General features: G+C 64.2%; 16 protein-coding genes. 4 read left to right on the top strand and 12 right to left on the bottom strand.

Annotation, left to right across the window (positions count from 1 at the left end):
- Positions 1 to 103 precede the first annotated feature (103 nt).
- Complete coding sequence (locus CKW13_RS15020; protein WP_095109411.1) at positions 104 to 1,114, top strand: AI-2E family transporter; 1,011 nt, start codon at positions 104 to 106, stop codon at positions 1,112 to 1,114.
- Positions 1,115 to 1,201: 87 nt separating this feature from the next.
- On the opposite strand, the gene CKW13_RS15025 is transcribed toward CKW13_RS15020, so the two are convergent.
- Positions 1,202 to 2,467, bottom strand: coding sequence for an Hsp70 family protein (locus tag CKW13_RS15025; RefSeq protein ID WP_095109412.1), 1,266 nt, complete (start codon positions 2,465 to 2,467; stop codon positions 1,202 to 1,204).
- A 272-nt stretch (positions 2,468 to 2,739) separates the two neighbouring features.
- On the opposite strand from CKW13_RS15025, the gene CKW13_RS15030 reads away from it, so the two are divergent.
- Both CKW13_RS15030 and CKW13_RS15035 read left to right on the top strand, forming a co-directional pair.
- Positions 2,740 to 3,687: a DnaJ C-terminal domain-containing protein gene (locus CKW13_RS15030; RefSeq protein WP_095109518.1), complete on the top strand. Its 948-nt coding sequence runs from the start codon at positions 2,740 to 2,742 to the stop codon at positions 3,685 to 3,687.
- Positions 3,688 to 4,048: 361 nt separating this feature from the next.
- Positions 4,049 to 9,109, top strand: a complete 5,061-nt coding sequence (locus tag CKW13_RS15035; RefSeq protein ID WP_141233981.1) for a dermonecrotic toxin domain-containing protein — start codon at positions 4,049 to 4,051, stop codon at positions 9,107 to 9,109.
- 52 nt (positions 9,110 to 9,161) lie between these two features.
- Here CKW13_RS15035 and ureC read toward each other — a convergent pair whose 3' ends face one another.
- The 11 genes from ureC to urtA all read right to left on the bottom strand — a co-directional run bounded on the left by ureC (position 9,162) and on the right by urtA (position 19,344).
- Positions 9,162 to 10,862, bottom strand: coding sequence for an urease subunit alpha (gene ureC / locus CKW13_RS15040; protein ID WP_095109414.1), 1,701 nt, complete (start codon positions 10,860 to 10,862; stop codon positions 9,162 to 9,164).
- 154 nt (positions 10,863 to 11,016) lie between these two features.
- Complete coding sequence (locus tag CKW13_RS15045; protein WP_095109415.1) at positions 11,017 to 11,322, bottom strand: urease subunit beta; 306 nt, start codon at positions 11,320 to 11,322, stop codon at positions 11,017 to 11,019.
- The gene (locus CKW13_RS15050; RefSeq protein ID WP_095109416.1) at positions 11,319 to 11,849 is read right to left on the bottom strand and encodes a GNAT family N-acetyltransferase; all 531 of its coding nucleotides are present in this window, start codon (positions 11,847 to 11,849) and stop codon (positions 11,319 to 11,321) included. The genes CKW13_RS15045 and CKW13_RS15050 overlap by 4 nt, the downstream gene beginning before the upstream one ends.
- The gene (locus tag CKW13_RS15055) at positions 11,846 to 12,388 is read right to left on the bottom strand and encodes a GNAT family N-acetyltransferase (protein ID WP_095109417.1); all 543 of its coding nucleotides are present in this window, start codon (positions 12,386 to 12,388) and stop codon (positions 11,846 to 11,848) included. Before CKW13_RS15055 ends, CKW13_RS15050 begins: the two co-directional genes overlap by 4 nt.
- A gap of 8 nt (positions 12,389 to 12,396) precedes the next feature.
- Positions 12,397 to 12,699 carry an urease subunit gamma gene (gene ureA / locus CKW13_RS15060; protein WP_095109418.1) on the bottom strand — a complete coding sequence of 101 codons (303 nt, stop codon included), beginning with the start codon at positions 12,697 to 12,699 and terminating at the stop codon, positions 12,397 to 12,399.
- A gap of 159 nt (positions 12,700 to 12,858) precedes the next feature.
- Positions 12,859 to 13,698: an urease accessory protein UreD gene (locus tag CKW13_RS15065; RefSeq protein ID WP_095109419.1), complete on the bottom strand. Its 840-nt coding sequence runs from the start codon at positions 13,696 to 13,698 to the stop codon at positions 12,859 to 12,861.
- A gap of 29 nt (positions 13,699 to 13,727) precedes the next feature.
- On the bottom strand, positions 13,728 to 14,426 hold the full coding sequence (gene urtE, locus CKW13_RS15070) for an urea ABC transporter ATP-binding subunit UrtE (protein WP_095109420.1): 699 nt from the start codon (positions 14,424 to 14,426) through the stop codon (positions 13,728 to 13,730).
- Positions 14,427 to 14,503: 77 nt separating this feature from the next.
- Entirely contained in the window at positions 14,504 to 15,364 is an 861-nt protein-coding gene (urtD, locus tag CKW13_RS15075; protein WP_095109421.1) for an urea ABC transporter ATP-binding protein UrtD, read from the bottom strand.
- Positions 15,361 to 16,440: an urea ABC transporter permease subunit UrtC gene (gene urtC / locus CKW13_RS15080; RefSeq protein WP_095109422.1), complete on the bottom strand. Its 1,080-nt coding sequence runs from the start codon at positions 16,438 to 16,440 to the stop codon at positions 15,361 to 15,363. Before urtC ends, urtD begins: the two co-directional genes overlap by 4 nt.
- On the bottom strand, positions 16,440 to 17,942 hold the full coding sequence (urtB, locus tag CKW13_RS15085) for an urea ABC transporter permease subunit UrtB (protein ID WP_095109423.1): 1,503 nt from the start codon (positions 17,940 to 17,942) through the stop codon (positions 16,440 to 16,442). The genes urtC and urtB overlap by 1 nt, the downstream gene beginning before the upstream one ends.
- Before the next feature lie 136 nt (positions 17,943 to 18,078).
- The gene (gene urtA / locus CKW13_RS15090) at positions 18,079 to 19,344 is read right to left on the bottom strand and encodes an urea ABC transporter substrate-binding protein (protein WP_095109424.1); all 1,266 of its coding nucleotides are present in this window, start codon (positions 19,342 to 19,344) and stop codon (positions 18,079 to 18,081) included.
- A 276-nt stretch (positions 19,345 to 19,620) separates the two neighbouring features.
- Between urtA and CKW13_RS15095 the strand changes: the two genes are divergently transcribed.
- Positions 19,621 to 25,536 carry a DUF4329 domain-containing protein gene (locus CKW13_RS15095; RefSeq protein ID WP_095109425.1) on the top strand — a complete coding sequence of 1,972 codons (5,916 nt, stop codon included), beginning with the start codon at positions 19,621 to 19,623 and terminating at the stop codon, positions 25,534 to 25,536.
- The last annotated feature ends 28 nt before the right edge of the window (positions 25,537 to 25,564 follow it).

Raw genomic sequence — 25,564 nt, forward strand, 5'->3', positions numbered from 1 at the left:
CAAAAGCCGCGTAGGTGGGGGGTGGCATCGGCAACGGCCCTGTTCCTGATGCCAGAACGCTGGCAGACTGCCAATCCTTTCACGCCGTTTGTTCTGGGGCTTTATGCCAGTGTTTTCGCAGCGTCATCTGTTGTTTATCAGTTGGGTGATTATTTTCGGTGGGTTGTTGCTGGTGCTGCCGTTGCGGCTGCTACCCAGCCTGTTGGCCGGGTTGTTGGTGTTCGAACTGGTCAACATGCTCACCCCGCAGCTGCAACGCCTGATCGAAGGGCGTCGCGCCCGTTGGTTGGCGGTGGCATTGTTGGGCACCCTGGTGGTGAGTGCGCTGAGCTTGATCTTCGCTGGCGCCATCAGCTTTTTGCTCCACGAAGCGGAAAACCCCGGTGCCTCCCTGGACAAGTTCATGGGCGTGGTGAGCAAGGCCCGCGGCCAGTTGCCGCCGTTTATCGACGTTTACCTGCCGGCCAGCGCCGCGGAGTTTCGCGTGGCCATCGGCGATTGGCTGGGCAAGCACCTGAGCGACCTGCAACTGGTGGGCAAAGACGCCGCGCACATGTTTGTCACCCTGCTGATCGGCATGGTGCTGGGCGCGATCATCGCCTTGCAGCGCATTCCCGACCTGACCAAACGCAAGCCCCTGGCCGCGGCCCTGTTCGATCGCCTGCACCTGCTGGTCCAGGCGTTTCGCAACATCGTGTTCGCGCAAATCAAGATTTCCCTGCTCAACACCTTCTTCACCGGGATCTTCCTGGCGGTGGTGCTGCCGATGTTCGGCGTCAAGCTACCGCTGACCAAAACCCTGATTGTGCTGACCTTCCTGCTGGGCCTGTTGCCGGTGATCGGCAACTTGATCTCCAACACCCTGATAACCATCGTCGGCCTGTCGCTGTCGATTTGGGTGGCGGTAGCGGCGCTGGGCTACCTGATCGTGATCCACAAGCTCGAATACTTCCTCAACGCCCGCATCGTCGGCGGGCAGATCAGCGCCAAATCCTGGGAGTTGCTCCTGGCGATGCTGGTGTTTGAGGCCGCATTCGGCCTACCGGGGGTGGTGGCGGGGCCGATCTATTACGCCTATCTGAAAAGTGAACTCAAATTGGCAGGGCTTGTTTAGCCGCGTAGCGGCGGGCTTGTAGCTGCAAGTTTTAGCTGCAAGCGGCAAGTAAGCGCGGTGCGCGCAGCTTGCCACTCAACGCTGCCCCTATCCGTAACGCTTGCTCGCCTCGATCGCCAAGCCGCTGCCAATGCTGCCAAAGATGTTGCCTTCCACATGGCGGGCGTTGGGCAGCATGGCCGCCACGCTTTGGCGCAGGGCGGGGATGCCGCTGGAGCCGCCGGTGAAGAACACGGTGTCGACCTGTGCCACGCCCACGTTGGCGTCGGCCAGCAATTGGCTGACGCTGTTGCGGATGCGTTCGAGTTGGTTGTCGATGGCCGATTCAAACATCGCCCGGCTCAGTTCCACGCTCAGGCCCGGTTCGATGCGGTCCAGGGGCAGGTGGCGGTGGTCGTCGTGGGTCAGCAAGATCTTGGTTTCTTCCACTTCCATGGCCAGCCAGTGCCCGGCGCGTTGTTCGATCAACTTGAATAAACGGTCGATGCCGCCGGTGTCTTCGATGTCGTAGCGCATGCTGCCCAGGGCCAACTGGGATTTTTGCGCGTACACCGCGTTGATGGTGTGCCACGTCGCCAGGTTCATGTGTTGGCTGGTGGGCATGTAGGCGCCGCTTTTCATCCGGCTGCCGTAGCCGAACAGGGGCATCACGCCGCCCAGGGAAAGCTGCTTGTCGAAATCCGTGCCGCCCACGTGTACGCCGCCGGTGGCGAGGATGTCTTCGTGGCGGTGGTCGTGCTGGCGGCGTTCGGGGGACAGGCGCACCAGGGAGAAGTCCGACGTACCGCCGCCGATGTCGACGATCAGCACCAGCTCTTCGCGCTCAATGGTGGACTCGTAGTCGAACGCCGCGGCGATCGGCTCGTACTGGAACGAAATGTCCTTGAAGCCGATGGCGCGGGCCACGTCCACCAGGGTGTTTTCCGCTTCCTGGTCGGCCATGGGGTCGTCATCGACGAAAAACACCGGGCGGCCCAGCACCACTTCCTCGAACTCGCGCCCGGCGGTGGCCTCGGCGCGCAGCTTGAGCTGGCCGATGAACAGGCCCAGCAGGTCTTTGAACGGCATCGCGGTGCCCAACACGCTGGTGTCGTGCTTAATCAGCTTGGAGCCCAAGAGGCTCTTGAGCGAGCGCATCAGGCGCCCCTCGTAGCCTTCCAGGTACTCGTGCAGGGCGAGGCGGCCGTACACCGGGCGGCGTTCTTCAAAGTTGAAGAACACCACCGAGGGCAGGGTGATCTTGTCGTCCTCCAGCGCGATCAGCGTTTCCATGCCGGGGCGTAGCCAGCCGACAGTGGAGTTGGACGTGCCAAAGTCGATACCGCAGGCACGGGCTGGAGATTCGTTTTTCATGTCTTTCGGGTTCCGGGCAAAAAACGGCCGCGCAGTGTATGCCAGAGCGCCGCGGATGCGTAGGCCGGTTATCTGCTAAATCACGGGATTAAGCGGCCTTGAAAGACTACTCTGTGCCCCAACCTTGCTGTCATGGCTTGGCAGTGGTGCCGCGTTCAGTAGAAACGCCGTGCGCTGCCGATAACTTTTCAAGCGTTGCGCGGCGCCGCCCCGACGGGGTGTGAGCACGACCGCCGCGCCCGCGATATTGATAACGGATGGTGATTCCCGCGATGGACTTCAAAGACTACTACAAGATTCTTGGCGTCGAGCCGACGGCGGACGACAAGACGATCAAAGCCGCGTACCGCAAGTTGGCGCGCAAGTATCACCCTGACGTGAGCAAGGAAAAGGACGCCGAAAGCAAGTTCAAGGACGCCTCCGAGGCCTATGAAGCGCTCAAAAGCGCCGACAAGCGCGCCGAGTACGACGACCTGCGCAAATATGGCCAGCATGGCCAGCCGTTCCAGGGCCCGCCAGGTTGGCAGAGCCGTGGCGGCGCCGGCGGTTTCGGCGGCCAGGACACCGGTGATTTCTCGGACTTTTTCAGTTCGATCTTCGGCTCGCGCGGCGGTGGCTTCAACGCCGGTCAGTCGGGCCGCAGCGCTGGGCGCCGGGGCCAGGACGTAGAGATGGAACTGCCGGTGTTCCTGGAAGAAACCCTGTCGGGGGAGTCGAAGAAGATCAGCTTCCAGATCCCCCAGCACAACGCGGCGGGGCAGCACGTCAGCAACACCAGCAAGAGCCTGAGCGTGAAGATTCCCGTCGGGGTAAGCGATGGCGAACGCATCCGCCTCAAGGGCCAGGGCGCGCCCGGCAGCGGCGGGGCGCCCAATGGCGACCTGTACCTGACCATCCGTTTTGCGCCCCACCCTAAATTTGAGGTCGAGGGCGAAAACCTGGTCATCACCCTGCCGCTGGCGCCGTGGGAACTGGCGTTGGGCGCGGAAGTGGCGGTACCCACCCTGACCGGCAAGATCAACCTTAAGGTCCCGGCCGGCAGCCAGAACGGTCAGCGCATGCGCGCCAAGGGCCACGGTTTGATGAACAAGTCCGGGCAGCGCGGTTATCTGTTCGTGCAGCTCAAGGCCGTGATGCCCAAGCAGGCCAGTGACGAGGTCAAGGCGCTGTGGCAGCAATTGGCCGATAAGGCCGCGTTCAACCCACGCGAGCATTTCTAAGTTCGCGCCACGGCCGCCGATACACAGCCAGCCCCGAACGCCTAGCGCTCGGGGCTTTTTATTGGGTAAGCGAACTAACGGTGTTTTTTTCAACGCCGATCAAAAGCGGTAATTAGTTGTTTTTCTAACTTTAAATATCGAAGGGATGTTGTGCATTACCCAAGTGCATGAGCAGTTTTTTTCGCGTTTTTTTTGCCAGGGTTATGGCTAGGGTGAAGTTCGACTTTTTTGCTTGGACACTCAGTTAATGTCAGCCCCAATCGATATCAATGTCACCTCTGCAACGTCTTCCGTGCCGGCCTCGTACAAGGGGAGACATTATGGATTCATCGAAAAACAGATCCCTGCCTGGTACAAAAAAATGCGCCCTGGACGCCAACAGGAGCTGCACACCGCGCCCTGGCAGGTAGGGCAGTGGTACACCGGTGCGGCGCCTGCCCTGCGCTCGCGCCTGCATAACCGCCACGAAGTGTTCCGCACGGCCTTGGATGATCTCGAAGCCACCCTGGCAAACCTTCAGGATGTACGGGCGTTTTGTGCGCCGTTGCTGGCTCAGGCGATAACGGAGCACTTCGGCCAGACCCTGGATGTGAACCAGGTGAGCTTCGCCCGCAAATTTCGTCGAGGTGTGGCGGGTGAGAGCTCATTGGGCGGGTTGTTGGTGTTTCAGACGGGCAATGAGTGGCAGGCGGATGACTTTTATATAGGCACCAGCTTGTTGCACGCCGCACTGGGTAATTTCGAGGCCGTCGATGCTCGGCGCAGTGAATGTGAAGATTGCCGGGTGATTACCCGCTTCAACTTCAATCAGGGTGATATTCAACCGGATCGGGCGGCGGTTCTCGGCCAGCGGGTGGCGATCGAGCCCCACGCCTTCGCCCAACTGTGCCGGGAGTTGGATCTGGGCCGGCGGTATCAGGAACACCTGAAGGCGGTGCTCGCCCCGGCCGATCCGGCCCAGGCGATACGTCTGCGCGACCAAGTGCGGGACAGCCAGCAGCAGATGCTGGCGGTTTATACCCAGGTGGGCTACATGCAGCGTGCCGTGGCCCCGGGCAGCGAAGGGGGGCTGGGCGACGATACCTATCGCATGCTCCAGGAAACCCTGAGCGGCAACACACAGGTGCGCATCAAGGATCGGCCCGTGGTTTACAGCGAGTTGAAGGTGCTGGGGGTGCCGATGAGCGGCATCCTGTTGATCGGCCCCGAGCGCGACGACAGCACGCGAGTGGAGCCGTTGCTGGTGTACATCCCCGGCGACCCGCTGCAACCGTTGCGCGAGTACGACTCCTCCAGCGCCTTTATGGTGGACCTGAGGGAGCGCCTGCATGGGTTCCAATACCGGCGTTTTTTCAGCCGCTTCGTGCCGCTTGGCCAGCAAGGCGAGTTTTTTGCCGCCCTCCAGCGGCAACTGGACCCTCAGTTGCATCACGACAAAGGCGATGACTTCACACCGCTGCCCAAGCGGTTGCCGCTGCATATCGAGGATGTGCCCATCCAGGGGCCGCTATGGAGTTATCTGGCCCAGGCGCAGCTCAACAAGATGCTCACAGATGCCCGGGCCGTGGCGGTGGCGACGGCGGATGCCGACACCCTAGCCCTGATAAAACACCTTGAAGGCTTCGCCAATACCGTCATGGACGTGCTCAACCTGGCTGCGTTCTGGGTGCCCGGCTTGGGCGCGTTGATGATGGCGGTGGGCGCGGGCCAGTTGGCGTCGACGGTTTTCGAGGGCATTGAGGATTGGGAGGACGGCCAGACCCGGCAGATGTGGGCGCACTTCTCCAGCGTGCTGCTCAACCTGGGGGCGGTGGCGACGGGGGCGGTGGTCCTCCCGGCGGTGCGCACCACGCCTTTTGTCGAGGGCATGCAGGTGGTGGAAACCGCCGAAGGCCAGAGCCGTCTGTGGAACCCGAGCATCGATGCCTACGAGCATCCGATAGACCTGCCGCCGACTTCCTACCCCAACGCCGAAGGTTTACATGAGCACTCGGGCAAGACGCTGCTCAAGCTTGAGGGACGTACCCTGGCCTTGAAAAAAGACTCCGTGCCAGGCAGCTACCGCCTCCAACACCCCACCCGGGCCCATGCCTATCAGCCGCGGATCCGCACCAACGGCCACGGCGCCTGGGTGCACGAGGCCGAGCGGCCCCTGGCCTGGCGCCAGCCGCTGTTGATGCGCCGCCTTGGGTTGCCGGGGGGCGAAACCCTGAGTGACGAACAGCTTGAGCAGGTGCGTGTCGTCAGCGGCGTGAGTGAGGACGAGTTGCGTCGGGTGCATGTGGAAAGCGAGCCCACTCCAGCCATCGTGCTCGATACCGCTCGCCAGTTTCGCGCCTACGCCGATGCCGTGAAGGTGGGCGAGCAGGTGCGCGGGGCGAAGATGTCCAGCGCCCTTTGCACCTATGCCGCGCAGATGATGACGCAGTTGCCGGGCTGGCCGGCCGGCAAGGCGATTGAAGTGTTCGAGCAGGTGGGCCAGGCGCGCAATGTCATCCGCTATGGCAGCGCCACGGTGCTGCCCGCCGATATCGTGCCCATCAGTCGCCTGGACCTGATGCAGGGGCAATTATCACCGCGGGTGCTGGCCAGCCTGAACGAGGAACAGATCAAGTCGGTCCTGGGCCAGTACGTGCCCCGTGATGCGCTGCAACGCAGTAAAACATTGGACACGCGCCTGGCCGACCACATCGACCAGCACCGCTCGCGCCTGTTCATGGGGCTGTACCTGGCCCAGCAACCCGTCGCCGACCCGCTGGTCCAGAGCTGGCAGCGCTCATTCCCCAGCCTGTCCACTCATCAGGTGCAAGAGTTACTCGCCCAGGCGCTGCCCAGTGAGCTGGCGCAGATTGCCGACACTGGGAAGATCCCCCTGCGCCTGGGCGAGCAAGCGCACCGGATGTTGCGCCAGATGCGTGAAGTGCAGGCCTACGAAGGGTTGTACCTGGATGCCCTGGCCGGCCCGGATACCGAGCGCCTGGTGCTGCACACCCTGGAGGCGTTACCCGGTTGGATCGATAACCTGCGCATTGAAGTGCGCGAAGGCGGCCTGACGGGCGAGTTGCGGGCCGCTTTCGGTTCGCCCAGTGCCGAGAACCGAAAGGTGTTGGTGCGCCTCGCTGATGGTTGCTACCAGGCTTACGACGGCCAGGGAAACCAGTTGCACGGCGTCGATGACCTGTATGCCAGCTTGCAGCACGCCTTGCCGGACAAGCAGCGAACGGCGCTCGGCTCGCCCCATGTGGGGCAAGGCGAGCAACTGCGGGCGTTGATCCAGAAACACGCGCTGCCCCGGGACAAATTGCGCGTGGTACTCAATATGCGTAGTGAGGGGCGCCGCTTCTTCAATGCACCGCAGCGCCTGCCCGGCGGGCGATTGGGCTACCCGCTGGCGGGAGGCGGGGGGACCGATTGGGAAGAGGTGCTCCACTCAAGAGTGCAGACCCTCTACCCGCGAATGACCGAGGAACAGCGTCGAGCGTTTATCCTGCACCGCGGTGTGACCAGCGATGACTGGCTTGTGGGCCTGGAGCAAGACTACAAGCGCTTGGTGCATAGGCTAGGTGTCTGGGCCCATCAAGACATTGAGGGGGTGGGCGCCAAGGGCAGTGAAGAATATACGCAGGCACGACAAGCCAGGCGAAGAGTCGCCAAGGCCATCAAGGACGCCTGGCAGATGATTGGACCGCAGTATTACAGCCCCACCGAGGGCCTGATTGGCATGGAGCTCTCGCTGTCGCAGGAGAGCCTCGCAGGCCAGCTCTCGACCCTGCCGGTGCTGGACGTCAACTTGGACCATGTACTGAGCGTCGATCTGTCGCAGACCGGGATCAGCGATGCGGACATCGGGACCTTCCTGCACAACTTCCCCAAGCTGCGCGATCTCAACCTGGAGGGCAACGAGTTGACCGCCTTGCCCCAGGCGCTGGCCGGCATGCGCCAGTTACGGGTCTTGAGCCTGTCGGATAACGACATCACCCTCACCCTCGATTCCCAGGCCATGCTCAAGAAACTCGGCTACCTGTTCATCCTCGAACTGGGGGGCAACCCCCTTGAGCTGTCGCCAGACATCAGCCGCATGCCAGGCCTGGAGCTGCTGTCCCTGCCCGATACGGGCCTTGACACCTGGCCCACCGGCCTATTCGCGCAACCGCGGGCGCGAACGTTTCAGCTGGACCTGAGCTACAACCCCATCGAGCGTATCCCCGAGGTTGCCCCCGGCTCCGACCGGGCTCAGGTCCTGGCCCGCAGCCAACTGAGCCGGGAAAACCTGTCGCCTGCCAATGAGCGGCAGATGCGCCTCTACATCGAGTCGGTAGGGCTCGATCCGAACCGGCGTTTCTCACCCCGAGGGCAACTGGACAGTGGCCATTGGCGCTATGGCCTGAGCGCGGATCAATGGCTGGACAAGCAGCCGATCTGGAATGCGGTGGAAGAGTCGCTGGGCAGCGAGCACTTTTTTGATGAGCTGCGCAAACTCTCCCAACTGATTGACGGTGTACCCAGCCTTAGGCCCGACCTGACGACCAAGGTCTGGCGCATGCTGGAGGCGATGCAAGGTAATACGCAACTGCGTGAAAAACTGTTTCTCATGGCGGCGTTCCCTACCAATTGCGTAGACGCCGGGGCGCAGTTGTTCAATGCCATGGGGGTGGAAGTGATGCTGCACGAAGCCTATGCAATCCCCAGCAAGTCCTTCGCCACCCTGGAAGTTTTCGAGCTGGCCAAGGGTAAGTCGCGCCTTGACGAACTGGGGCGCATCGCCCATCGCAGGGTGAGCGAGTTGCAAGACGAGGGGCGCCACTTCCCCGAATACGACGATGAGGGCGCCTTGGTCCAGCGTTACGACGCCCAGGGGCGTGGGGTCAAATCCATCGACGAAGTGGAAATCCACCTGGCCTACGCTACCGCCCTGGCCGACCCCTTGGACCTGCCCTGGCAAACCCGGGAAATGCAGTTCAATGAGCCGGATGTGACACCGGCCATGATCGAATCGGCGCGGACCCGGGTGCTGGCCCTGGAGGAGGGTGACCAACTGCGCGACAGCGTGATCGAGCAGCAATTCTGGTGCGAGTACCTGGAAGGCCTCTACCCCGATTCGTACAAAGACCTGGGCGGCAAGAGCCATGCGCTGAGCGACTTGCAAGTGGCGCGCGCGACGTTGGCCGACGACGGCAACCTGGCAGACGCGGAAAAGGCCCGCCTGCGCCAAACCATCGAGTCATCGGCCAAGGTGCTGGGCAAGACCGTGGACCGCCGATGGTTCGAGCACCCCATGAGCGCGCAGGAGTACGAAGAAGCATTTAGGAGCCTGGGCGTGCAATTCATGCAAGTGCACAGAGCCCTGACCGACAAAATCATGGGCCGCAGCGCCGCCAGCCACGACGAGCCCCCTTTGGTACATCCCATCATCGTCCCTTGAGGCCAAGGCCTGGGCGCCGACTTTCGGGGCAGCGCCCATAGGGGAGATGCCCTCAAAACAGAAAATAGCGCTGGGCCATGGGCAGCACATCCGCCGGTTCGCACCACAGCAGCACGCCGTCGGCCTTGACCTGGTAGGTCTGCGGGTCGACGTCGATGTGGGGCAGGTAGTCGTTGTGGATCAGGTCGGTTTTGCGCACGTTGCGGCAGCCCCGAACCACGGCGATTTTCTTTTGCAGCCCCAGGGCTTCGGGCAACCCGGCGTCCAGCGCTGCCTGGCTGATGAAGGTCAGGCAGGTGGCGTGCCGCGAGCTGCCGTAGCTGGCGAACATCGGCCGGTAGTGCACCGGTTGCGGCGTGGGGATCGAGGCGTTGGCGTCGCCCATCAGGCTGGCGGCGATGGCGCCGCCCTTGAGGATCAGCGTCGGCTTGACCCCGAAAAACGCCGGGCGCCAGAGCACCAGGTCGGCCCATTTACCCACTTCCACCGAGCCCACTTCATGGCTGATGCCGTGGGTGATCGCCGGGTTGATGGTGTACTTGGCGATGTAGCGCTTGGCCCGGAAATTGTCGTTGCCCGCGCCGTCGCCCGGCAGCGGGCCACGCTGTTTTTTCATCTTGTCGGCGGTTTGCCAGGTGCGCGTGATGACCTCGCCTACCCGGCCCATGGCTTGGCTGTCGGAGCTAATCATGGAGAACGCGCCGAGGTCGTGGAGGATGTCTTCGGCGGCGATGGTTTCGCGGCGGATGCGGCTTTCGGCGAAGGCCACGTCTTCGGCGATGCTCGGGTCCAAATGGTGGCAAACCATGAGCATGTCCAAGTGCTCGTCGATGGTGTTGCGGGTGAACGGCCGCGTCGGGTTGGTGGAGCTGGGCAGCACATTGGCCAGGCCACAGGCCTTGATGATGTCCGGCGCGTGGCCGCCACCGGCGCCTTCGGTGTGGTAGGTGTGGATGGTGCGGCCCTTGAACGCGGCGAGGGTGGTTTCCACGAAGCCCGACTCATTGAGGGTGTCGGTGTGGATCGCCACCTGCACATCGAACTGGTCGGCCACGCTCAGGCAGTTGTCGATGCTCGCCGGCGTGGTGCCCCAGTCTTCGTGGAGCTTGAGGCCGATGGCGCCGGCGCGGACTTGCTCGATCAGCGGCTCGGGCAGGCTGGCGTTGCCCTTGCCGGTGAGGCCGATGTTCATGGGGAAGGCGTCGGCGGCCTGGAGCATGCGCGCCAGGTGCCACGGCCCCGGCGTGCAAGTGGTGGCGTTGGTGCCGGTGGCCGGCCCCGTGCCGCCGCCGATCATGGTGGTCACGCCGCTCATCAGCGCCTCTTCGATCTGCTGCGGGCAGATGAAGTGGATGTGGGTATCGACGCCACCGGCGGTGAGGATCATGCCCTCACCGGCAATCACCTCGGTGCTGGCGCCGACGGCGATGGTCACGTTGGGCTGGATGTCCGGGTTGCCGGCCTTGCCGATGGCGGCGATGCGCCCGTCCTTGAGGCCGACGTCGGCTTTGACGATGCCCCAGTGGTCGATAATCAGCGCATTGGTGATAAGGGTGTCCACCACCTCGGCGGCCAGCAACTGGCCCTGGCCCTGGCCGTCACGGATCACCTTGCCACCGCCGAATTTCACTTCCTCGCCATAGGTGGTGAAGTCCTGCTCCACCTCCACCCACAACTCGGTGTCGGCCAGGCGCACCTTATCGCCCACGGTGGGGCCGTACATATCGGCGTAGGCTTGGCGGGAAATTTTCATAGATAAATTCCTGGGGTTAGCTGCAAGTTTTTAGCTGCAAGCGGCAAGTAAAAGCGGAGCGTAGCGGCAAGTTTTCAGCGGCCAGCTTCAAATAAAAAGCAACGTGAGAGCGCCGCGTACTGCGCTTTCTTGCCGCTTGAAGCTTGCCGCTGCCCTACAGGGGCCCCATTACCCGCCCGGCAAACCCGAACACCCGCCGCGCGCCGCCCAGCTCGACCAGTTCGACGCTGCGGCGTTGCCCCGGCTCGAAACGCACGGCAGTGCCTGCCGGGATGTTCAGGCGCATGCCACGGCTGGCGGCGCGGTCGAAGGTGAGGGCGTCGTTGGTTTCAAAAAAATGGTAGTGCGAGCCGACCTGGATCGGCCGGTCGCCGCTGTTGGCCACGGTCAGGGTCAGGGTGCGGCGCCCGGCGTTGAGTTCGATATCGCCGGGTTGGATCAGGTATTGGCCAGGAATCATGCCGCAGGCCCCAGGGTCTTGAAGTAAATGGCGGTCGGGCTGTAGCGCCCGTCCGGGCTTTGGCAGTAGTCGGGCAACTCGCCCACCTTGGTGTAATGCAACGCCTGGTAGAAGGCTTCGGCCGGTGAGCCGGCCTCGGTGTCCAGGTACAGCAGGCCGCGCCGCTGCTGGTGCGCGGCCTGTTCCAGGGTGCGCATCAGTTGCTGGCCCAGGCCATGGCGGCGGGCTTGGCTGTGCACCAGCAGTTTCTGCACCTCGGCGCGGTGGCGGCCGTTGGCTTTCTGGCACAGGGCCAACTGCACGCTGGCGACCACCCGCTCATCGCGCAGCACCACCCACAGCAGCAGGCTGGCGTCTTCGATGCTGGCCTGTACGCCGGTGAAGTAATCACGGGCCTGGGCCTCGTCCAGGTCAGCCATGAAACCCACCGATGCGCCGTGGTCGACCCCATCGAGCAGCAGTTCCTCCAGGCCCTGGCGGTAGTAGGCGAAGCTTTCGGCGTTGACTTGGCGTACCTGGGCGGTCATGGCGCGGCCTCCTGGGCGCTGGCCGGCGGCGGGGCGCCGGGGTTGAGGATCAGTTGCATAAAGGTCAGGTCCAGCCAGCGGCCGAACTTGACCCCCACTTGCGGCATCTGCCCGGTGGTGACGAAGCCCTGGCGTTCATGCAGGCGGATCGAGGCGGCGTTGCCGCTTTCGATGGCGGCGACCAGCACGTGTTTGCCGCAGCTTCTGGCGCGTTCGATCAGCGCCGCCATCAACTGTGGGCCGAGGCCGTTGCCGCGTTGGTCGCTGCGCACGTACACCGAATGCTCGACGCTGTGGCGAAAGCCCTCGAACGGCCGCCAGTCGCCGAAGGAGGCGTAGCCCAGCACGCTGCCGTCGGCGTCGGCGATCACCAGGATCGGGTAGCCCTGGGCCTGGCGCGCGCTGAACCAGGCCTGGCGGTTGCCCAGGTCCACCGGCTGGTCGTTCCAGATCGCCGTGGTGTTGAGCACGGCGTCGTTGTAGATGTCGCGCAGCGCCGGCAGGTCGGCGTGCACCGCGTCGCGGATGCGGTAGGTCATGGTGCGCCTCAGGCGATGGGTTGGTGGACGGTGACCAGTTTGGTGCCGTCGGGGAACGTGGCTTCGACCTGGATCTCGGGGATCATTTCGGCGATGCCGGGCATCACCTGGTCGCGGCCGAGCAGGGTGGTGCCGTAGTGCATCAACTCGGCCACGGTCTGCCCGTCACGGGCGCCTTCGAGCAGCGCCGCCGAGATGTAGGCGATGGCTTCCGGGTAGTTGAGTTTCACCCCCCGGGCCAGGCGCCGCTCGGCCACCAGGCCGGCGGTGAAAATCAGCAGTTTGTCTTTTTCGCGTGGGGTCAGGTCCATGGCGGTTCCGTCAAAAAGTGTTCAGTTGGCTGCGCAGCGGTGTGGGCGTTCGGTGAGCACCCGGTGGGAGCGGGCTTGCCCGCGATGGCGTCAGTGCAGGCTACATCGCCATCGCGGGCAGGCTCGCTCCCACAGCACCCACCCTGATAAAGCCCTTGTTCATGTGGCCCAGATCCTCGGGGCCACGGCTTCGCGGCCCAGCAGGGCGGGGCGCAGCAGTTTCCATAAATCGATCAGCCAGTTGCGCGCCAGCAGTGCTTCGCCGGCCAGGCAGCGGGCCACCAGCAGGCCGGGCAATTGGGTCAGGTCGCCGCGCACGGCGTTGGGCAATGAGCGGCAGGCGTGCAGCAGGTCGCTGTCGATCTCGCCGGTGGCCAGCAGGGTGGCGAACACCGGTTGCCCGTCCAGGCCGATGGGCGAGTCGAGCAAACCGTCGTCGCCCTCGATGCGCAGGCGTTCGTGCCACAGCAACCGGCCGTCGCGGCGGATATCCAGGTGGGCCTGCAAGTGCCCCAGGTCGAAACGTTCGCCACTGGCCGGGCGCCCCAGCGCCACCACGTCCCAGTAGAACAACCGGGCGTCGCCGTGCAGTTCGATGCGGGTGTGCAGTTCGGCTTGGGCGGCGCTGAACACGATGGTTTCCTGGGGCAGCCATTCCAGGGTGGCGCCCGTCTCGACCTGCAAATGCAGGCTCTGGTAGGCCGGGCTCGCTGCGCGATACCACTTGGCCGCGCCGGGGCTGGTGAGCTGGGCCCAGGCATTGGCGCCGACGTGGGCGCGGATGGCCAGGCGATCACCGCCGGCAATCCCGCCGGGCGGGTGCACGATGATGTGTTGGCACACCTGGGGGCCTTCGGCGTACAGGTGTTTTTGCACCCGCAGCGGGCCGAGGTGGCGGCGCAGGGTCGGGCGCGTGCTGTCGCCAAAACGCGCGTAGCCCAGCTCCAGCTCGGCGTGCCAACTGGGGGTGAACAGGGCGGTGGGGGCGGGCAGGTTCATGGTCTGGGCTTGGCTCGGTTGGCAGCAGGTTAGATGGTAACCAGGCCGCGTACACCCTCGGCTTGCATATTTTCGCCACGGCCCTGCTGCACGATCTCGCCCCGGGACATCACCAGGTACTGGTCGGCCAGTTCGGCGGCGAAGTCGTAGAACTGCTCCACCAGCAGGATCGCCATGTCGCCCCGGGCCGCCAGTTGCGCGATGACGGCGCCGATTTCCTTGATGACCGAGGGCTGGATGCCTTCGGTGGGCTCGTCGAGGATCAGCAAGCGCGGGCGGCTGGCCAGCGCCCGGCCAATGGCCAGTTGTTGTTGCTGCCCGCCCGAGAGGTCGCCGCCGCGGCGTTGTTTCATTTGCAGCAGCACCGGGAACAGTTCGTAGATAAAGGCCGGCACCTCTTTGGCCTCGCTGGCGGGAAAGCGCGAAAGGCCCATCAGCAGGTTTTCTTCCACGCTCAGCCGGCCGAAAATCTCCCGGCCCTGGGGCACATAGGCGATGCCTGCGTGTACCCGTTGGTGCGGCTTGAGCCCGGTGATCGGCTGGCCCTCCCACCGCACTGCCCCTTCCTTGGCGGGCAACAGGCCCATCAGGCACTTGAGCAGGGTGGTCTTGCCCACGCCGTTGCGCCCCAGCAGGCACGTGACCTCACCGACCTTCGCCTCAAAAGACAGCCCCCGCAGGATATGGCTGCCGCCGTAGAACTGATGCAACTGATCGACTTGCAACATATAGGCGTTCCTAGTGATTGAGCTGCAAGTAAGAGCAAACGCAAAAAAACAGCCCCGCCCCTAACTTGCCGCTGCTCTCATCTTCCTAAATAAACTTCGATGACCCTGTCGTCGGCCTGTACCTGCGCCAGCGAGCCCTCGGCCAACACCGAGCCCTGGTGCAGCACGGTGACGTGGTCGGCAATCGCGCCGACAAAGCCCATGTCGTGTTCCACCACCATCAGCGAGTGTTTGCCCGCCAGGCGTTTGAACAGCTCGGCGGTGAATTCGGTTTCGGCGTCGGTCATGCCCGCCACCGGTTCGTCGAGCAGCAGCAGTTGCGGGTCTTGCATCAGCAGCATGCCGATTTCCAGGAACTGTTTCTGGCCGTGGGATAAAAGCCCCGCCGGGCGATGCACCGAGGTGCTGAGGCCGATGGTGTCGAGCACTTCGCCGATGCGCTCGCGTTGTTCGCCACTGAGGCGCGCGCGCAGGCTGGCCCATACGGATTTATCGGTTTTCTGTGCCAGTTCCAGGTTCTCGAACACGCTCAAGGCCTCGAACACCGTGGGTTTCTGGAACTTGCGCCCGATGCCGGCCTGGGCGATCTGCACTTCGTTCATGTGGGTCAGGTCCAGGGTTTCGCCGAACCAGGCCTGGCCGTGGCTGGGGCGGGTCTTGCCGGTGATGACGTCCATCAGGGTGGTTTTGCCGGCGCCGTTGGGGCCGATGATGCAGCGCAGTTCGCCGACGCCGATGTACAGGCTCAGGGCATTGAGGGCCTTGAAGCCGTCGAAGCTGACGCTGATGTCTTCCAGGGTCAGGATCGTGCCGTGGCGGGTGTTCAGGCCCTTGCCCGCCGCTTGGCCCAGGCCGATGGCGTCGCGACTGCTGCCGGCGTCCTTGTTCGCGTCGAGGATAGGCTCAAGCATGAATTGCGCGGTGGCCGTGACGCTCATTGTTCGCCCCTTTTTTTCAGCAGCCCGATCACACCCCGGGGCAGGTACAGGGTGACGAGGATGAACAGCGCCCCAAGGAAGAACAGCCAGTATTCGGGGAAGGCCACGGTGAACCAGCTCTTCATGCCGTTGACCAGCCCGGCGCCCAGCAGCGGGCCGATCAGGCTGCCACGCCCGCCGAGGGCGACCCACACGGCGGCTTCGATGGAGTTGGTGGGCGACATTTCGCCGGGGTTGATGATGCCCACTTGCGGCACGTACAGCGCCCCGGCCAGGCCACACAACACCGCGCTCAACACCCAGACGAACAGCTTGAAGCCGCGCGGGTCGTAGCCGCAGAACATCAGGCGGTTTTCCGCGTCGCGCAGGGCCGTCAGCACACGGCCGAACTTGCTCTGCGCCAGGCGCCAGCCGAGCCACAGGCTGGCCACCAGCAACAGCACGGTGGCGCCGAACAGGGCCGCCCGGGTGCCGGGCTCGGTAATGCCAAAACCCAGGATCGTGCGGAAGTTGGTGAAGCCGTTGTTGCCGCCAAACCCGGTTTCGTTGCGAAAAAACAGGAGCATGCCGGCGAAGGTCAGGGCCTGGGTCATGATCGAGAAGTACACGCCCTTGATCCGTGAGCGGAACGCGAAAAAGCCGAACACCAGCGCCAGCAGCCCCGGCGCCAACACCACCAGGCACAAGGCCCAGAGGAAGTGGTCGGTGCCGGCCCAGTACCAGGGCAGTTCGTTCCACGATAAAAAGGTCATGAACGCCGGCAAGCCGTCGCCCGAGGCCTGGCGCATCAGGTACATGCCCATGGCGTAGCCGCCCAGGGCGAAGAACAGGCCGTGGCCCAGGGACAGCATGCCGGCATAGCCCCACACCAGGTCCAGGGCCAGGGCGACGATGGCGTAGCAAAGGATCTTGCCCACCAGGGTCAGGGTGTACGCCGAGACATGCAGGGCATGCTCCGGCGCCAACAGCGACAGCACAGGCAGGGCCAGCAGCGCCAGCAACACCACGGTGCCCACCAGGGCAGTGACCTTGGGGCCGGCCTTTTGGCTGGCGGTCAGTAATAAAGGCTGGTTCATCAGTCGATCACCCGTCCTTTGAGCGCGAAGAGGCCTTGCGGACGTTTCTGGATAAACAGAATTATCAGCGCGAGGATCAGGATCTTGCCCAGCACCGCGCCGATCTGCGGTTCCAGGATTTTATTGGCGATGCCCAGGCCGAACGCGGCCATGACGCTGCCGGCCAACTGGCCGACGCCACCGAGCACCACCACCAGAAAGGAGTCGATGATGTAGCTCTGGCCCAGGTCCGGGCCGACATTGCCGACCTGGCTCAGGGCCACGCCGCCGAGGCCAGCGATGCCCGAGCCCAGGCCAAAGGCGAGCATGTCCACACGCCCGGTGGGCACGCCGCAGCAGGCAGCCATGCTGCGGTTCTGGGTGACGGCGCGCACGTTCAGGCCCAGGCGCGTTTTGTTGAGCAGCAGCCAGGTGAGCGCCACCACGCACAGGGCGAAGGCGATGATGACGAGGCGGTTGTAGGGCAGCACCAGGTTGGGCAGCACCTGCACGCCGCCGGAGAGCCACGCCGGGTTGGCCACTTCGACGTTCTGCGCGCCGAACAGCAGGCGCACCAGTTGGATCAGCATCAGGCTGATGCCCCAGGTGGCGAGCAGGGTTTCCAGGGGCCGGCCGTAGAGGTGGCGGATCACCGTGCGTTCCAGGGCCATGCCGATGGCGGCGGTGACGAAAAACGCCACCGGCAGCGCGAGCAACGGGTAGAACGCGATGGCTTCGGGCGCCCAGCGCTGCATCAGCCATTGCACGCCGTAGGTGGCGTAGGCGCCGAGCATCAGCATCTCGCCGTGGGCCATGTTGATGACCCCCAGCAGGCCGAAGGTGATCGCCAGCCCCAGGGCCGCCAGCAGCAGGATCGAGCCCAGGGACAAACCGCTGAAGGCCTGGCCGAGCACTTCGCCCAGCAGCAGTTTGCGCTTGACCTGGGCCAGGCTGGTTTCGGCGGCGGTGCGCACCGCGGCGTCGTTTTCTACGCCGGGTTCCAACAACGTTTCAAGGCGCGTGCGGGCCAAAGGGTCGCCGGTTTCCCCCAGCAGGCGCACGGCGGCCAGGCGCACCGCCGGGTTGGCGTCCACCAGTTGCAGGTTGGCCAGGGCCAGGCTCAGGGCGGCATGCACGTCGTCATCCTGCTCGGCGGCCAGTTGCCGGTCGAGCCAGGCCAGTTGCGCGGGCGTGGCGCTTTTTTGCAGTTGCCGGGCGGCGGCCAGACGCAGCGTGGCGTCGTTGGCGAGCAGTTGATGGCTGGCGCGGGCGGTGTCGATCAGGCCGCGCAGGCGATTGTTCAGGCGCAGGGTTTTGGGCTGGCCGTCCACGGTCAGCGTGCCCTGCTGGAGGCTGTCGAGCAGGGGCCCGCGTGCAGGCTCAGGCTGCGCCGCCCAGGCTTGCAGCAAGCGGGCCTGTTGCGCCGGGTTGGCGCCGGCAAAGTCCTCGGCCTCGCCGGCGTGCGCGGCCAGGGGCAGCAGCAGGGCGAGGGCGAGCAGAACGCGGTAAAGGGCAGTGGGCATAGTCAACAACCTTGCAGGGAACCGGGTGGGAATAAGCCTGAGAGCAAGGGCCAGCGGGACTGTGTGGGAGCGGGCAGGCCCGCTCCCACATAAGCCCTTCCCACACAACCTTTGCCTCGCCAATCAGCGGCTGCACTCAGTTGCTCTTGACCGCATAGTCCGGCTTCTTGTCGTTGCCCGGGATGTACGGGCTCCACGGTTGGGCGCGGATCGGGCCTTCGGTTTGCCACACCACGGAGAACTGCCCGTCGTTCTGGATCTCGCCGATCATCACGGGTTTGTGCAGGTGATGGTTGCTCTTGTCCATGGTCAGGGTGTAGCCCGACGGGGCGGCGAAGGTTTGCCCGCCGAGGGCTTCGCGGACTTTGTCGACGTCGGTGGACTTGGCTTTTTCCGCGGCCTGGGCCCACATGTGGATGCCCACATAGGTGGCTTCCATCGGGTCGTTGGTCACGGCTTTGTCGGCGCCCGGCAGGTTCTTGGCCTTGGCGTAGGCTTTCCACGCGGCGACGAATTTTTCGTTGGCCGGGTTTTCTACCGACTGGAAGTAGTTCCACGCCGCGAGGTTGCCCACCAGCGGCTGGGTGTCAATGCCGCGCAGTTCTTCTTCGCCCACCGAGAAAGCCACCACCGGCACCTCTGTGGCCTTGAGGCCCTGGTTGGCCAGTTCCTTGTAGAACGGCACGTTGGAGTCGCCATTGACGGTGGAGATCACGGCGGTCTTGCCGCCGGCAGAGAACTTTTTGATGTTGGCGACGATGGTTTGGTAGTCGCTGTGGCCGAATGGCGTGTAGACCTCTTCGATGTCCTTGGCGGCCACGCCTTTGGCCTGCAGGAAGGCGCGCAGGATCTTGTTGGTGGTGCGCGGGTAGACGTAGTCGGTGCCCAGCAGGAAGTAGCGCTTGGCGCCGCCGCCTTCTTCGCTCATCAGGTATTCCACCGCCGGGATCGCTTGCTGGTTGGGCGCGGCACCGGTGTAGAAGACGTTGGGTGACATCTCTTCGCCCTCGTACTGCACCGGGTAGAACAGCAGGCCATTGAGTTCCTCGAACACCGGCAACACGGATTTGCGCGACACCGAGGTCCAGCAGCCGAACACCACGGCGACCTTGTCCTGGGTCAGCAATTGGCGGCCCTTTTCCGCGAATAGCGGCCAATTGGAGGCCGGGTCCACCACCACCGCTTCGAGCATCTTGCCGTTCACTCCGCCCTTGGCGTTGATCTCGTCGATGGTCATCAGGGCCATGTCTTTGAGGGAGGTTTCGGAGATCGCCATGGTGCCGGACAACGAATGCAGGATCCCGACCTTGATGGTCTCGGCGGCCTGGACGGTCCAGGTCATGCCCATGGCGGCAATCGATGCCGACAGGGTGAAAGCCTTGAGCAAGCTACGACGCTTCATTGTGCGATCTCCGTGATCTCGAATTTTTTAAAGGGGCGGACAGCAACGCTGCAAGGCCTTTTGCAAGGGCTGTGCCTGAATGGCCGGGGGCGGTGTTTGACGGGGTTTGGCCCGTGGTGTGGCGCGGGCATGCACCAATTGGGGGCCTTTGGCGAGGCGGGGTGCGTGGCGGCGCGCCGCGATGGTGCCGGCGCACTAACTATGTAAAGTCATGGCCGGCGGCAAACGCCTGAAGATGGGGGCTGGCGTCATCCCTCATATTTTTCAGGTGCACTTATGGATAAGGATTTTTCACCCCAGCAACAGGCCACTGCCGCCTATCGAGCCGTATTGCCCCCGCTCAGCCCGGCGTTTGCCAACGCCGACGATGCGGCGCGTTACGCCCATGAACAGGTGGGTGACAGGCGCGATGTCGAATATGGCAGCGTCATCTTGCAACGGCTTTCGGACAAGTTTTTTTTTGCCAGCGAACCCTTTGCCGGGAGCGACACAGGGTTTCACTTTCTCTCGATCCTGGAACAAGAGCCCAATGGTTTTTATGCGCACCCGGCGGGTTATCGCATCGTTGGCAGTTTCCACTCCCACCCCAATATCGAACACGTACCGGGCCTGGAGCCGACGTGGCCGGCGCAGCGTAAAGCGGCTTTTGTCAGCTTTTTTTCTGAGGCAGATGTGGTGGTCAACTATGAGGAGCGCGCGCTGTTTTTGGCCGCCTATCTCAGCGGGCCGGATGGGGCTCTGCTCAAGTACGTGCCCAGTGGTTCGGGCAAAGAACGCCTGCTCGTCGAGTGGCTCAAAACCGGCAATCGGCTCTTGGCGCAGCATGGGCACGATGGCTCCTTCGAGGGCTATTACGGCTTTGCGAGGAAAGTCGCTTCGGTGGGCACCTTGACGTTCCTGGCCTCCAGCCAGGCCTGGGGCGGCAGCGTGGGTGAGGTGCCCAGCGATTGGGAGCCGATGAAGCCGTTTGAAGCGCCAGTGTTGCAACCGGCATTTGGCCCCGTGTTCGACACGCTCGCTCGGGTGCGCGACCACGCCCAGGCCGGCATGGCCCGCGGGCCCGGTGGCCGGCAAGTGGTGTTCGTGCTCAGGGCCGTGGACCAGGAGGCGTATATCGCGACCGTGCCCTTTGTGCTGCCCTCGGCGCAGTTTTCCCTGCAAGGGCTGTTTCCCAGCCGCCCCGACGGCAGGCCCAGGCTGCCCTCAGGTTATCGCCTGGAGGCTATCTACTATCGTCCCGATGCGGCCGCGGCGCCCAAACCGGCCACCTGGGCGTGGCTACTGGAGAACTTCTTTACGCCCCAGGAGTTGGCGGCTGCCATCACCCAGTCGCGCACCGACACTTACCTGCAAGACCAGGCCCGTGGGTTGAGCCTGTATGTGCAGGCACCGGGGCATGCGTTGCTGCACTACCGGTTTTGCGGCTCGCCGGCGGAAACCGCGCTCATGGCCGGTGAGGGCCAGCCCTTGCAGCAAGCCTTGGAGGACGGCAGCCTGAGCCCGGTGGATTTTGTCCGCCAGGTTGCCGCTGCCGGTGAACTGGTCGTGGTGGAAACGGGGGACGTCTGGGAACGTCCCGGCGCGGTGAGCCAGGACTGGCAGCCCTTCGAGCGCCTGCATGAAGCCCTCAGCCCCGCGTTCTTGAGTGCCGACGATGCAGCGCGCCACGCCCACTATCAGTTGGCGGGCAAGCGCGGCCAGAACCATTTCAGCTATGTGCTGCAACACACCGATGGCACTTTTTGCGTCACGCGGCCCGTACCGCTGACCCAGGACAACGACTTCTGGGGCGCGCCATTCAGGGAGGGTATTTCGCAAGCCATCATGGAGCAGTTGGGCTATCGCTATGCCGCTTACTTCTACGGCTCGCGCGACCATTACAAAGAGATCCAGGCCAAATACCCCACCTGGTCGAATGAGCGCATCCACCTGAACATGAGCATGCTCAGGTTCGGCGATGCCCAAGCGGTGATCGAGGCCAGGGCCGGTATCACTGGGGTCTATCATTCGGCCCCGGATGGCTCGCTGGTCAAATACCTGCGCACGGGCAGCGAGCCGGAGCAGGTGTTCGGCCGCTGGTTGGCCCGCACCTTGGCCGGTGATGCCACGGCCCATCTGGCCTTGGGGGCGATCGATCTGTCGGTCGAGTCGTTCGTCGCGAAAATGGCGGGGTTGGGCGCGCTGACGGTGGTGCTGTCCAGTGTGGCGTGGAAGGATTCGGTGGGCAGGCTGCCTACCACATGGGCGGCTTATGCACCTTTTGTCTCCGCTGCCGCCCGCGAGCCGATACTGAGCTGGCTGTTCCAGGATCGAGAAACCGCCGCCCGCTATGCCCATGACCAGATGCTCGAAAATCCCGGCGCCAGGCAGGTGGCGTTTGTGCTCAAGCAGGCGCAGGCCGAGGCGTATGTGGTCAGTGATCCGTTGGTGATCGCTGCCACGCCCGCGACGCTGCCCCTGTTCAGCCCCGCCCGGGCCTTTGCCACCGATGATCGCGGCCAGCCGGAATTACCCCGTGGGTTTGGGTTGGAGGCGGTCTGTCATTTACTGCTGCCTGACGATGAGGCCTGCACCCGGGAGAAGTGGCTGTACCGCCAGTTTGTCTCGCCCCTGGAATTTGCCCAGGCCATCGCCCAGGCCAGGGCCGGCCTGCCCGAAACCTTCGCCCACTACATCAGTACCCGCGACGGCGCGCAGTTGCGCTATGTGTTTGGCGCGACGCCCCTGGAAGACCAGATGCATGCGCTTTCGCCCGAAGGCGTGGTCAGTGACGGCGGGGATGCCGACGCGTTGCAGGCTGGCACCCTGAGCCCTACCGAGTTCGTCCGGCGCGTGGCGGCGGCGGGGCATTTGCAGGTAATGCGCAGCAGCACCCTGTGGGATGTGGAGGGCCGGGTGACCCTCGACTGGCAGCCTTTTGCCCGGTATCGAAGGCCGGTGCTGGGGCCGGTGTTTATCACCGCCGACGACGCCGCGCGCTACGCCCACCAGCAAATCGGCGCCCGCCGCGACGAGGGGTTTGCCGGCGCGATTCTCAACCTTGGCGCCGAGCGCTATGCCGCCACCGAGCCAACCCCCAGCACCAAGCCGCGCTTTAGCCTGGATGCCATTTACCCTCTCGACGAGCAGGGCGTGCCCATCGTGCTCAACGAGGGCGCGCACCTGCACGCCTTGTACGCCTCGCGCTGGCCAGGTGATATCTCGGGGGCTTTTTGGGCGCCCGAGCAGAACCAGGTGGCCGCGCAAATGTTCAATGACGGCGATATCTACCAGGCGACGTTGATTCGAGAGCTGGTGCCACGGGTGTACCTGTCTGGCGACCCGCAGGTGCTGCTGGCTTACCAGGGGTTTGGCACCGCCCCGCAACGGGCGTTGTTCGCCCGGGTCAAACCGACCCCGGGCGATAGCCTGCTGTACCAGGACCTGGTGGCCGGCCGGATGGTGCCCAGTGACGTGGTCTCGCTGTTGGCCACCAGTGGGGAGTTGACCGTGGTGCAGGGCAACCGCCTGTGGGGCGCACCGGGTAAGGTGCAGTCGGACTGGATACCCTTTTTGGGCATTGACCTGGCCACCGTGGCCGAGCCGCCGGCCATGGGCCCGGTGTTCGCCAGCGCCCAGGCGGCCCTCGAACATGCTTGTGCGCGCCAGCGCACCCGTTATGGTGGCGCGGCGACGGGGTTGGGGGTAATCCTCAGGGCCGTCGACAAAGAAGAGTACGTGGCCACGGCCATGTTCCCCGCCGCGCAGGCTGACGCGCTCTATCGGGCCTGCGACAGTAGTTCGCGGCAACTGCGCGATGACTTCCTGATCCATGGCCTGTATTGCGCAACGCACTGGCTGCCTAATGCCAGCGGGGTGTTGCAGACGCTAATGGGCCGCCATTTTGCGTCGGCGGCGGATATGTTCGCCGGGTTGTTCAGCGCCAACGGTATGCAGCGTAACCGCGATATTTCAGGGTTGCGCTTGTATGTGGCGCCCCTGGATGGCGCCCTGCTGATGTACCAGCCCCAGGCGCGCCTGGCGCTATTCAATGAGGAAAGCGGCGACGCTGGCCCGAAGGGGCTCCAGGCTCGCTTGGACGGTGGCGCGCTGTCGTTCGAGGGCTACATCGCCCAGTTCGCTGCGGCCGGCCAACTGACGGTGCTGACCACCAGCGACTACTGGGACGAAGAGGGCCGGGTAGGGGTGGATTGGCAACCGTACCTGAGCCTGCAACGCCGCCACCTGGGGCCGGCATTTGTCTGGCAGGACGATGCGGCGCGCTATGCACACGCCCGTTGGGCCCAGCGTACCGACAAGGTGTATGGCGGGTTGATCCTGCGGCGCAACGATGGTTTGTTCGTGGCCACCGAGCCGTTGGTGATGGCGGTGGAAAATTTCGACCCCGGTTGGGTACGGCTGAACAAACTGGTGGCCAGCGGGCAGTTTCTGGGGGGGAGCCAGATCGTCGCGCGCTATCACTCGGCGGCGGTGCTGGAGCCGGATTTCCCTCTGTCACACCACGAGTGCGCGGTTTACCAGGGGATGTTCCCTACCGAGTTCCTGCACGGCGCGTTGACCCGCGAAGACTTGCCCCTGGCGCCGATCCCGCGCACCGAATATCGCTTTTGCGCCGACGGTGCCCTGCTGGCGTTCTTCACCAGTGACAACACCCGGGAAACGGCCCTGTTGTATCTGCTCTCGGCGGCTGGCGAACCTACCCTGCACCTCAAGAACAACCAGGCCGAAGCGCAGATGCGTGCCGGCACCCTTGCCCCCAGCGAGTTTGTGCGGCGCCTGGGGCGGGCGGGCCACCTGCGGGTACTGGCAGGCAGCCCGCTATGGGGCGTGCCGCGCATCCCGGCCGACTGGGCGCCCTTTGCACCCGCGAGCGACGGCCCGGCGACACTCGACTCACCCTTGAGCCCGGTGTTCACGCAAATGGAAGACGCGGTGCGCCACGCCCATCGCGTGGCGCCACGGGCGGGCTTGAGCTTTGGCTTCGTCCTTAAGTCGGCCAAGGCCGAGCAGTACCTGGCGTCCCTGCCGCTGGCGGCGGGCAACGCCGCGGCCTTGAGCTTGGAACGGGTGTTCATCGAAGGACGGCTGCCCCAGGGCTATGGCGTCAAGGGTGTTTACCTGTGCACTGGCAAAGTGCAGAAGGACACGGCGCAGGAAGTGGCCGAACACTTCTTCTCCCCTCAGGCCCTCAACCTCGGCCTGGTGGCCAGTAAGGTTTACGGCAACGGCAACGGTAACGGCGAGGCCGAGAGCCCCGCCCAGCCCAGCCATTTGCCTTTGTATTTATCCTGCGCCGACAACGCCCTGTTGAAGTACGAGCCGGTGGCGCCCCAGGTGCTGTGGAACGGCCCCCAGGGTGCCTTGCAGTACCAGCAACTGCTGACGCTGGGAGGCTTTACCCCCCTCGACTATGTGCGCAAGGTGGCCGCAGCCGGCAAGTTGCAGGTACTGGGCGGCAGTGATTTCTGGTTTCACACCACGGTGGTGTCCCAGCACTGGAACCCCTACATCGGCTCGGGTGAGTGGTTTGCCAGTGACCATCGCTTCGCCCTCAGCCCGGTGTTCTCCCACCTCGACGACGCCGCCCGCTATGCCCAGCGCCTGGTCGGGCCGTTCCAGGGCGAGGAATACACCGGCGCGGCCCTGGAGCGTCGGCAGGGGCAATCGATCGTCTATGTGGCAGTGGACCCGTTGGAGGTGCGCGAGGGGGATGCACGCTACACCGAGCTGTTCTACTCCGGGGCCGGTGGGGCAATCGCGCCGGTTAACGTCCCGGGTGCCGACCCGTTGCCGCTGCCGGTGTTTCCCGAGGGCTACCTGTTGGCCGCCGTGCATCATTTCTACAAAACCATGAATAGCCTCGAACAGGACGTGGACGCGCTGGACCGCCGATTGATGAACAACCTGCCGCTGGCCGACATTCCCTTTAGTGCTCAGGTGCTGGAAAAGAGCGCGGTCGCCGGTGCCAGTGTGTATTTCTCTTGCCGTGGTGGTGGGCTGCTCAAGCTCATGCCCGGCTTCACTGCCAAGGAAAAGGCCCTGTTCTTGGAGCCCTGGGGGCCCCGGCCGGCGGGCATGCTCACCCGGCTGGTCGCCGTCAGCCCGTTGTGGGTGCTGGATGCCGATGCCTTCTGGCTGCGCCCGGGCAAGCTGACCACCGCTTGGCGTAACCAGGTGCAAAGGCCTCGTTGAGTGGCTCGGCGTGGCCCCGGGGAAAAAT

Source organism: Pseudomonas sp. Irchel 3E20 (assembly GCF_900187645.1).
In the GTDB taxonomy this organism is placed as follows: domain Bacteria; phylum Pseudomonadota; class Gammaproteobacteria; order Pseudomonadales; family Pseudomonadaceae; genus Aquipseudomonas.